Source organism: Vibrio sp. 10N.261.51.A3, from assembly GCF_041471965.1.
Taxonomy (GTDB): domain Bacteria; phylum Pseudomonadota; class Gammaproteobacteria; order Enterobacterales; family Vibrionaceae; genus Vibrio; species Vibrio crassostreae_C.
The window spans coordinates 1-10,505 of record NZ_JBFRPK010000132.1; the positions used below are offsets into that span (position 1 = coordinate 1).

At 44.0% G+C, this 10,505-nt stretch carries 7 protein-coding genes and 1 pseudogene; 4 read left to right on the forward strand and 4 right to left on the reverse strand.

The features are described from left to right. Positions 1–78: 78 nt before the first annotated feature. A complete protein-coding gene (locus tag AB4371_RS21910) occupies positions 79–471 on the reverse strand; it encodes a cystatin domain-containing protein (protein WP_017064277.1) in 393 nt (130 codons plus the stop codon). Between the two features lie 668 nt (positions 472–1,139). Between AB4371_RS21910 and AB4371_RS21915 the strand changes: the two genes are divergently transcribed. Together AB4371_RS21915 and AB4371_RS21920 are read left to right on the forward strand one after the other, a co-directional pair. Further along, positions 1,140–2,369, forward strand: coding sequence for an acyl-homoserine-lactone synthase (locus tag AB4371_RS21915; RefSeq protein WP_017064276.1), 1,230 nt, complete (start codon positions 1,140–1,142; stop codon positions 2,367–2,369). Next, entirely contained in the window at positions 2,362–4,971 is a 2,610-nt protein-coding gene (locus AB4371_RS21920) for a response regulator (protein WP_372150658.1), read from the forward strand. Before AB4371_RS21915 ends, AB4371_RS21920 begins: the two co-directional genes overlap by 8 nt. Before the next feature lie 122 nt (positions 4,972–5,093). Here AB4371_RS21920 and AB4371_RS21925 read toward each other — a convergent pair whose 3' ends face one another. Beyond that, entirely contained in the window at positions 5,094–5,732 is a 639-nt protein-coding gene (locus tag AB4371_RS21925) for an RpiB/LacA/LacB family sugar-phosphate isomerase (protein WP_017067927.1), read from the reverse strand. A 53-nt stretch (positions 5,733–5,785) separates the two neighbouring features. Continuing rightward, positions 5,786–6,547 carry a 2-dehydro-3-deoxy-D-gluconate 5-dehydrogenase KduD gene (gene kduD / locus AB4371_RS21930; protein ID WP_017067926.1) on the reverse strand — a complete coding sequence of 254 codons (762 nt, stop codon included), beginning with the start codon at positions 6,545–6,547 and terminating at the stop codon, positions 5,786–5,788. A gap of 317 nt (positions 6,548–6,864) precedes the next feature. Here kduD and AB4371_RS21935 point away from each other — a divergent pair, with 317 nt between their 5' ends. Together AB4371_RS21935 and AB4371_RS21940 are read left to right on the forward strand one after the other, a co-directional pair. Beyond that, positions 6,865–8,196 carry an MFS transporter gene (locus tag AB4371_RS21935; RefSeq protein ID WP_372150659.1) on the forward strand — a complete coding sequence of 444 codons (1,332 nt, stop codon included), beginning with the start codon at positions 6,865–6,867 and terminating at the stop codon, positions 8,194–8,196. A 191-nt stretch (positions 8,197–8,387) separates the two neighbouring features. Beyond that, positions 8,388–9,269, forward strand: coding sequence for a DMT family transporter (locus AB4371_RS21940; RefSeq protein ID WP_017067924.1), 882 nt, complete (start codon positions 8,388–8,390; stop codon positions 9,267–9,269). Here AB4371_RS21940 and AB4371_RS21945 read toward each other — a convergent pair. Next, positions 9,238–10,435 (reverse strand): annotated as a pseudogene (locus AB4371_RS21945) (GGDEF domain-containing protein). The gene AB4371_RS21940 and the pseudogene AB4371_RS21945 overlap by 32 nt on opposite strands. Positions 10,436–10,505: the final 70 nt, after the last annotated feature.

The window sequence follows — 10,505 nt, forward strand, 5'->3', positions numbered from 1 at the left end:
TGTGATCAAGAGACAGCCCAATACGGAGCCATTTTTATTTGCTATAAGCCTATCTCACAAGATACAGACGCATCTAGATTATGAGCACAGAAGACCTTTCTGTGCAGGTTGCGTCATTTCGATGTCACCTTGTAGAGAACGGTAAACGATGGTGTTCCACACTTCACCATTATCCATTTCAAACTCAATAGCGTAATTCAAACCCGCGACAACCTGAGTTCGAACACTCAAGATCTGCTTGAGCTCAGCTGAAGTGTTCATTTGGCTAAGAACTGCGTTTAAAGCTTGCTTGGCTTCTGGTGTTATCTCACTTTTCGACCAACCACCCGTCAGGTTTTTAGTGCTGCAGATGGGGTTCGCATTCTCTTGCGGTTGAGTTGGTACCTCTGATTTCTGACTACACCCAGCTAACGCCACGACACTAAACAAGGTTGCTGTTCCAAGTAATGATGTTAATCGTACGTTCTTCATAAATTCTCTCTACCTCAATCATTTACGAGGGATTACTCGCAATAATGTTTCATATGCAGGCAAGCTTAAACCTCGAATGTCATCACTTCATCAGAGATTATGGTGTAACTACTCTATAAACACAGGAGATTGTCAGGAAAACAAGACGAGGACTGGAGCTCTGCTTTTATCCACCTAATATTTAAATCATTAAAATGAGTAGCGAGAGAATAAGCGAGTAATAATACAGACATAATCAATCAGATAATTACATACTTCACACCAAAAACATTCCTATCACGATTAATAAGATGAGCTCATCTTGATGTGGATTATGATATTGGTTCAAAAAATAGATATTTGAAATTATTTTATAAATCCAAAAGTTTATGCTCGACTTAATCATGTCTGATTTTAAAACTGTGACCCAACCCTACAAGTTGTTGATAATAATGTACTTTGTTCATCTGTGAATTCATTCAAATATGGAAAATCTTTATTGTTAAGGGTGGGTGCAAGTAGTAAAATCTCACCCGATTATGCAACTTACTTCTCACAACATGGACACAAGTAAAGTTACGATTAGCTCTCTCAAAGTAACGTAACTTCAAACACATACCTAAAATCAGTGTCCTATAGATAGTGCAGATCAAATAAAAATAATTATATAAACCTAGGCTAGGTTAAACATGAAATTAACGTCGTCTTTAGGCTCACTGTTGGCTAGCAGTCTGTCTATCGAAATAAAACAGCGAGCGCTGATAGAGCTCGTCATCAGCACTTATCAGCCACATGAGCGCACTGAGCTTTTTCAAAGCGTGACTGAATATCGTAGAAGCCAATTAGAATTGCTTTTCCCAGAGCATCAAAACAAAAGCTACTCTGTATTGTTTGAGGTGATGGACTACCGCGATCTGATTCTGCGCTATCCAAATACACTATCTGCAGAGATTGCTCTTCTAGAGCAGGCTGTAGGGCAGTGCTATATGCATTGGCTAGATTTCTGGTGTGAGTGTGAAATTGCTGCGATCAAAGCAAAATCTCCATTAAATCCAAGCTCCATTTCTCATGTCGACCTCCCTATCAATGACAGTGCTTATTACGGTGCGATCATCGAACAGATAGAACATGAGCCACTTTTGGTACAAACACCGAGTCACCCACAAGGAATGCCAATCAGCGATGCCATTGCTTTAAGCAATCTCGAGGTGTTCATCAAGGGCGAGAAATGGTTTGAGATGCTGCCTTTATTACACCTTTCTCAGGCAGGTAAGCATTTTATTCTGCTCAAGCATCCAGTCGATGAAGCCTTTCCAACACTGGTTTCCTCTGCGCTGATTCAAGACTGGTCTAAGAATGACACTTGGCTAAGTTACGCACCGCCGTTCAGCAATGAGCAATGGCAATACTGTTTACCCAATTACGGCTACGATGAACTCGCAGGGTTACAACTTTTCACACCGCCTACACTGTCAAAATGTTACTCTCTCCCAGAATTTGACCAACAATTCCAGTTACAATTGTCCGACAAAGATGCCCTGTGTGAGGTGTTACGTCTGACAGTCAGTGGCAATACCCAACAAAAGCTCTATTTCCTCTACCTTTCTCAAAAAGAGCTGATGAGTGTGTTACACCAAATAGGCTATAAGATTGGCTTCACTATTATCGAGCAACCTTTCATGCTTCAGTTTTATCAAACCATTGATTCCAATGCATACTTCCATTCTGGATATTGCGAATTAAATGACGATGGCACGACAATTTATCGTGGATTCTGGAATTTTGAGATGATGGTAAAAGCGTTCAATAATGTCGATTTTCGAAGCTACAAACGCGCAGTGCGAGAAAGCAGAAAGTCATTAGAAAAGTCGCGCTCGGCAGGAAAAACTAGCTCGGTGAAAAAGGATGAACATGTTTGATTTCGGCCTAGAGGCGATCATCTATGCAAAAGCAATCACACTGCTTGCAACCGTGGCTGTGGTTGTCATGTGGTTGTTCTATTACTGCTATCGCCTGAAACAGAAGAACGAAGTGATCGCAGGGACACACCATGCCCCTTACATCGCGTATTCGATCTGCATTGTTGCGTGGATCAGCAGTAACGCTTATTTCCATACCGACTTATTACCGGAACTTGGGGCCTCGGCCGCCGTGTTCGCCGCAAAGTTTGCCAACCTCGCCTCGTTCTTTGCGTTTGCCTTTGCCTATTACTTCTCGTGCAAACTCGCCGCTGAACAACGTAATGGTAAGGTTCATGTGTGGCAGCAAGCCATTTTCGTCACCCTGACCGTCTACTCCTTCTTTATCAATTTAAGTCCGGGGTTAACCGTTGAACACGTCACCATTGCAGGCCCAAGCCAGTTCGTGATTGAGTTTGGCCCGCATACGCCGTACTTCTTTATTGGGATGATTAGCTTTGTAGTGCTAACACTACTCAACCTGGTGGCCATGCGCGCCAACAGCAGCAAGCTAACTTTAGCCAAAACCAACTATATGATCGCCGGCATTTTAGTCTTCATGCTGTCTACTGCGACGATCCACCTAGGCATGACCTACTTCTTGCGTGATTTCTCGCTCACTTGGCTGCCACCAGCTTTGTCGATAAGTGAAATGTTGTTCGTTGGCTATGCCCTGCTGACCTCGCGCTTCTACAGCGTGAAATACCTGGCGTACATGAGCCTAAATGCGATGTTGGTTTGTGCTATTTTGGTGATCCCTTTTGGCGCGATATTTATCCCGCTGACAGACGACAGTCAATGGCTTGTTGCTATCCCAATCTGCGCGATTATCGGCATCACGTGGCATGTTCTCTACAAGCGCGTAAGCCACTACGCCTCGTTCTTTGTCTACGGAAACAAGAAAACGCCAGTACAACAGATCCTCTCACTAGAAGACGATTTCAAGCTGTCGATTGATGATGCAATGCGTCGATTAGGTAGCCTATTGCAGATTCCCGAAGACAAGTTGCGTCTGGTGAACAGCAACTACAACGAAACCTTCTACGAAGATTACCTGTCTACCAACAAGTCCGTTTTAGTGTTCGATGAACTGTCTCAGGAGCTTGATTACACCGCACCAGCCAAGCGCTCGATAAAAGCCCTATATGACAAGATGAGCTCAAACGACACCGCTTTGGTGATGCCTTTATTTGGTCAGGGGAAATCGGTCACGCACTTATTGGTCTCATCACATAAGAGCAACGATAAGATGTTCTCTAACGAAGAGATCTCTGCACTGCAAACCTTGTTAACTCGTGTACAAAGCACCATTGAAGCCGATAGACGCATTCGCCAAAGTCGCGCGCTTGCTAATTCTATCGCACACGAAATGCGTAACCCGCTGGCTCAAGTGCAGCTGCATTTTGAGGTGTTAAAACAGCACATTGATAACCAAGCCCCAGCTAAACAAATCCTAAAGGATATTGAGAATGGCCAAGCGGCGATTCAACGCGGGCGACAACTGATTGATATCATCCTGCGCGAAGTCAGTGACAGTACGCCTGAACACGGCCCTGTGGCCATGACCTCTATCCACAAAGCCGTAGATCAAGCCGTAAGCCACTATGGTTTTGAGAATGAAAAGATCATTGAACGCATTCGTTTACCACAACACGCTGATTTTGTAGCAAAGCTCAATGAAACCTTATTCAATTTCGTTATTTTCAACCTGATACGTAATGCAATCTATTACTTTGATTCTTATCCAGAAAGCCAAATTGAGATCAGCACCAACACAGGGCCTTACGAGAACGTTCTGATATTCCGAGATACCGGCCCTGGCATTGACGAAGCCATTGCACATAAGATCTTTGATGACTTCTTCTCTTACCAAAAAAGCGGTGGTAGCGGCCTAGGGCTTGGCTATTGCCAACGTGTGATGCGTTCATTTGGCGGCCGAGTTGAGTGCCACTCTAAACTTGGGGAGTTTACTGAGTTCCACCTGTACTTCCCGGTAGTACCCAATGCACCCAAAGCAGACGCACTTCGTACGCCTTACTTCAATGATTGGAAAAGTAATCAAACCACAACTGAAAACAAACCCAACGCAGAAGTTAAGCCAGATAACCAAGCGGAAACGCAAAGTTCAGAGCCAACAAGTACGCTAACCCCAGAGAACCATTTGGCTCCAACCGTGCTTATCGTCGATGATAAAGAAGTGCAACGCACGCTTGTTCAGATGTACCTGAGTCGACTTGGCGTAAATAGCTTACAAGCTAAAAACGGCGAGAATGCCGTCGAGCTGTTCAAAACACACAAGGTCGATTTGATCTTAATGGACGTACAAATGCCGATAATGAATGGTTTTGACGCAAGCCAAATCATCAAGGCACGCTCTCCTCAAACGCCAATCATTGCTTTGTCTGGCGAATCAGGACAGCACGAGTTAGATATGATCAGCAAGTTGATGGATGGTCGCCTAGATAAACCAACCTCTTTGAACGCGCTGCAACGCGTGCTCGATAACTGGCTAGAGAAAGGCTGTGCCTCGAATGCTTCCAAAGAAACCGAAGATGAAGAGTAGATGCAGGAAAACACGAATCGCAATTTAGCCAGTTGATTACTGTTTGTCTCATTACATTGCTTTAATTATTCATCAAAAAGCCAGCCGAACAAGGCTGGCTCTATCAGAACTAAACGCTCTAATTAATCTAAAAGTGAACGAACATAATCAGCGATTTCTTGGTTTTGGCAATGCTCAAAGAAGCATTGTTGGAAACGTTCGCTGCCAACCGCTGTTTTCACTAGATCTTGGTCGATGGCTCTCAGAGAATCAATAAAGTTATCTTTTACCACCGCCGCTTTCACTTCATTCAAAATTGCTGCATTACGTTGCTGTGGTTCTGCACGCTCTAGTGGATACCCATTACCACGCTCGCCTGTGAACGCTTTTTCAAAGATATAACGAATGTTGAGTTCACCTGCCCAGCCAAAGCCTTTAGCAAAAGCGAGAGCGAGAGCATTACCGTTGTTAATTTGGTTAAACAAGAAAGCATCTGATGGCTCTAGGCAGTAACCACAAACCACCCCCGGATGCAGGTTCAGTGACATCAAAGCACCTTGGCCAGTGCCACATCCTGTCACAACAAAGTCAACAGCCTTTGAGTTAATCAGAATGCTCGCCATAATACCTAGATGAATATACGTTAAGTGGTGATCGTTCTCGTCTGTCATTCCTAGGTTGAAGACATCGTGACCAAAACCACCAGCAACTGACTCTAGTTCAGCTGATACCATAGCATTTTTGCCTGCTTGACTGTTTTCCATCATTAAAGCGATTTTCATTTATCTTCTCCTGCAAGATTGCTGCAAACTCAAAATTTAGAATAAAAAACTAATTAGCGTGCTAACCAACCACCGTCAACAGCAATGGTATAGCCATTAATGTAATCCGATGCTGATGATGCTAAGAACACACAAGGACCTGCGATATCTTGCGGTTTACCCCAACGTTCAGCCGGAATACGCTCAAGAATCGCTTGATTACGCTCAGCATCTTCACGCAGAGCTTGAGTATTGTTCGTTTCCATATAACCGGGGGCTATCGCATTCACGTTGATATTATCGCGCGCCCATTCGTTCGCCATAGCACGTGTCACGCCCATCACAGCACTTTTTGAAGCCGTATAGGAAGGAACTCGAATGCCACCTTGGAATGAGAGCATCGATGCAATGTTAATGATCTTTCCGCCAGTACCTTGAGCCTTAAATTGCTTTGCAACAGCCTGAGACATAAAGAACACCGTCTTGGTGTTCACGTTCATTACGTCATCCCAATCTTGCTCTGAGAACTCAATAGCATCTTGGCGGCGAATAATTCCTGCATTGTTCACGAGAATGTCGACTTGGCCAAACTCAGCCAAAGTGCGCTCTATAACCCCTGGAATGCACGCTTGCTCGAGAAGATCAGCACTCACGTTTAGGAACGAATGACCTGCTGCACTCATTTTCTCAATAGTCTCTTCAGGCTCTGTTCGGTTAACACCGACAACCTTACAACCGGCTTCCGCTAGGCCTAATGCAATACCTTGCCCAAGCCCCGTGTTACAGCCCGTCACTATCGCTACTTTACCTTCCAGACTGAATGACTCTAAGATCATGCTCGCTTCCTCAATTACATTGGATTCATTGCGTATCGTTATTACCAATAATTAAATCATACAATAAGATGTAAATACGAGAGCGACGTTGTAGAAGTTCGATCCTGCACCAAAATCAGTCGAACAAGTGAAACGGCACCACAAACTAAATGAATAGGGGAAAGTGATTTGAAGACGAGAAACCTATAACCCACTATGAACAATGAGTTCGAAGATCACCCAAACCAGATATTTTAGGGATTTGGCAACAATTCCATGATTTAAAAGAGTAAAAGGGTTATACATAATAATGTGTTATCTAAATTACTGAAATTATCATGACGCTCAAAGAGATCCTTAAAATTCCCAATGTCCGCTACTTCTTGATGTTTAGAAGCAGCTACTTTGCGCGTTTTTACTACCCTATATTCACACTACTTTATTTAGATTACGGGTTAACCCTGTCTCAATTCGCGATGCTCAATGTAGTTTGGGCGGCCACCATTGTGCTTGCTGAAGTACCGTCGGGTGCATTCGCCGATACCTTAGGCCGCAAGAAACTGGTGGTGCTGTCTTCGATTGTGATGTTTGTTGAGATCGCAATGATCGCCTTAGTGCCAACCGGAAACCCCGACTTGGTGTTCATAGTCTTTCTGATTAACCGGATTCTCAGTGGCTTAGCGATGGCACTGGCCAGCGGCGCCGACGAGGCATTGGCTTACGACACCTTAAAAGAACAAGGTAATGAAGAGTTGTGGCCGCGAGTGCTGCAAATCCAGCTTCGTGTCGCCTCAACGGTCGGTATCTTTGTCACGCTGATTGGTGCGGCGATGTACGACGTGAACTTTATGACGAACATCTTTCATTTCCTTGGACTAGCCGAACCAGAAAGCACTAAAGACCTGATGCGTATTCCTGTGTTCGCCACCCTATTTGTAGCGATGATCGCCATCTATGCCGCGATTAATATGCGCGAAGAGAAAAAGCTGATGCCAAGCGACCAAACCAAATTGGCAACCACCATCTCAAGTCTTAAATTGACGATCGATGCAGGAAAATGGGTATTCGCTACGCCTTACGTGCTGTTCATCTTGCTCTACTACAGCCTATTCGAACACACCTCGCGAATGTTCCTAACCATGAACAGCCAATACTATCTGGCCATTGATATTCCAATTATCTACTTTGGTTTTATTGGTGCGGGTATAAGTTTGCTTAAGATTATATTGGCAGGACAAAGCCGAAGATTAGCAGAGAGTATCGAGCCTAAAACCTTCATTGTGGTCATGGGTTTAGCAAGCATGGCGACTTATTACTGGATCAGTTTAGGTTGGTCGATTTACGGGGTCATTCCGGCACTAGTATTAATCTTTATCATCATGACGATGAACATTTTCATCAGCTACCACCTGAATAAAAAAACCGAATCACACAACAGAGCCACCGTTCTTAGTTTCAAAGGTTTGATGTTTAACCTCGGATACGGTCTGATCGGTATCTTGTACGCTTACTACTATAAGTTGGTGTCTCAGGGCTACACCGAACAAGAAATAGGACAGAACCTTGCCTTCTTGGCCTCACTGTCTTCTTTTTTCTATTACTTCACCTTACTGTTCGTTTTGATCAGCGCGCTGTTCTACTTCAAGAACAGAAAAGAAGCGATTTTCTAAACAATCGATTGATGTCGAGTGACAAGTAAATGAAGCCGTTAAGGTTTACAGCGCAAGTTTTAAAGACCGAATATTCTTCAAAACAGAGCGATTCACGCAACTGACTATTGCTTATTAAAAGAACAAATCGCTTCTTATATTGGTTTTATTTGTTAATATAATCAGCAAATTACATAACACATGGACGCGTCATGTCTTTTAGTTGGATAGCCTTTACTCTCCTTGCTGCCTTTAGCCAATCTTGGCGCAATGCCTTTCAAAGTAAATTAAGTGGCACCATGAGCGTGGCTGGCGTGACGTTGGCGCGTTTTATTTGGGCTGGCCCAATCGCCCTTATTTACCTCTACACCCTCTATCAATGGCAGCCAGTCTCCGCACCGGATTTTTCGGGTGAGTTTGTTTTCTATATTGTTGCTGCCGCCATCATGCAGATCCTCGCGACCGGCTTAATGGTGATGCTGTTCAAGCTAGAAAACTATGCGATAGGCGCAGGATTAGCCAAGTGTGAAGCCCCCGTGTCTGCGGTGCTATCCGTATTGTTTTTTGGTACTGCTTTGACACTAACAGGTTGGGTCGGCGTACTTATTGGTACTTTAGGCGTGCTAATCATGAGTAGCGCTTCTGGCTGGCGAAGCTTGTCCCCAAAAGTGTTCTTATTAGGTATGGCGTGTAGCACCGCCTTTGCTTTAACGTCTCTTTGGGTACGGGAAGCAAGTTTGAGCATAGGGTTGCCGTTCCCTCATAGCGCTGCTTGGGTGCTGTTCCTCGTCATTTCCCTTCAGACAGTGATTATCTGTACGTATCTCTTTTTCAGAGAACGCGACACGCTGCGCCTGATATTCAAAAAGTCGAAACTGGTCGTAATGACAAGCCTAGCGAGTGTTATCGGTTCTCTGGGTTGGTTTAGCGCAATGTCACTTCAAGCCGTTCCGTACGTAAAGACGCTTGGGCAAGTCGAAGTGATCTTCATGGTGTTGATATCCTACTTCTGGTTAGGACAAAGCATCGCACGCAAAGACATTCTTGCACTCATCTTACTCTCTATTGCAGCGGTATTGGTGATGTGGCAGTGACGATCTCGTTAATATGACTAGGACAAATTGAAGTCATATTGCGACCGTTTGTTTTCGCTTGATATAACGCTTTGTCGGCTCGACTAATAAACCCAACCCAATTCTCATGTGGGTGAAGCTGAGCGACACCGAAACTCGACGTCAGAAACATCTCATTCCCTTGCACGGCTGAGATCTCTGAAATGGATAATCGCAGCTTACAAGCAATAGCCTGTGCTTGTAGGAAATTAACATTGGGCAATAAAATCATTATCTCGTCTCCGCCAAAACGAAACGCACTGGCTTTAGGCGATGTTTTTATCGCACTTTGAACCATTTCAGCAAAAGACTTGATCACGAGGTCACCTACAATGTGCCCGTGTTGGTCATTAATCGACTTAAAATTATCAATATCCATCATAATGGCACTGACAGGTGCAGTCCCCGCCTGCTTCATGATGACTGGAACCATTTCATCTAATGCTCTGCGGTTTCCAAGGGTCGCTGTAAGACAGGTCATGAATAGACCTAAGCAACCTTGCATTAATCAACCAGAGCATTGTGAAGCTCATCGACACGATAAGAACAATACTCATTAAAAAGGCAAGTTGATGAATGAGTGCGGCTGCCATGAAATCCTGAAGCTCAGCTGAAAATAGCGTCACCAATACTCGGAAAACCATAAACCCGCCATATATCAAAAATGATAAGGCCATCATCCGAGTAGCTAAGTTCAAGTCATCACGTTGACCCTTTAACACCACAAAGGCAGTGCAAAGAGTGACAAAGGCTAAATAGAAACTAATGAGAATAATTCGAGCCTTGATGGAAGGTTCATAGTACGTGAAGTGAATAAAACCTAGCAGAAGAGCCAACATCATCAAGCTGCTGAGGTAGGTACATTTTAAAGAGTATTCTCGGAACAAGCATAAACTATACAAAGCGAGATGAAAGCCTAGCGCAATGACCATATTGGCACCAATAACAGTGACCCAATCCGGTAACTCCCCCCTTAGGCTCAACATCAACGGCCCAGTTCCAATAACAAATATTGAAAGGGAAAAGCTAGAGAGCCCTTTAATTGGCTGTTGCGTAAATTGGAACAGCAATAAGCCAATGCAGTAAGTGAAAGAGAACAAAATAATAATAAAATTAAGTGTTCTCATATCCAGCGAAAAACCATCCATGATTTTCTATCTTCCATACGCAACCAAATTTCAACATGGTCAATAATCATGCAATCGAGTAGGAGGAGGC

Bases quoted from the DNA above. Each gene is read 5' to 3' on its own strand.
- AB4371_RS21920 (WP_372150658.1), top strand. From the start codon at position 2,362: ATGTTTGATTTCGGCCTAGAGGCGATCATCTATGCAAAAGCAATCACA.
- kduD (WP_017067926.1), bottom strand. From the start codon at position 6,547: ATGATCTTAGAGTCATTCAGTCTGGAAGGTAAAGTAGCGATAGTGACG.
- AB4371_RS21915 (WP_017064276.1), top strand. From the start codon at position 1,140: ATGAAATTAACGTCGTCTTTAGGCTCACTGTTGGCTAGCAGTCTGTCT.
- AB4371_RS21910 (WP_017064277.1), bottom strand. From the start codon at position 471: ATGAAGAACGTACGATTAACATCATTACTTGGAACAGCAACCTTGTTT.
- AB4371_RS21925 (WP_017067927.1), bottom strand. From the start codon at position 5,732: ATGAAAATCGCTTTAATGATGGAAAACAGTCAAGCAGGCAAAAATGCT.
- AB4371_RS21935 (WP_372150659.1), top strand. From the start codon at position 6,865: ATGACGCTCAAAGAGATCCTTAAAATTCCCAATGTCCGCTACTTCTTG.
- AB4371_RS21940 (WP_017067924.1), top strand. From the start codon at position 8,388: ATGTCTTTTAGTTGGATAGCCTTTACTCTCCTTGCTGCCTTTAGCCAA.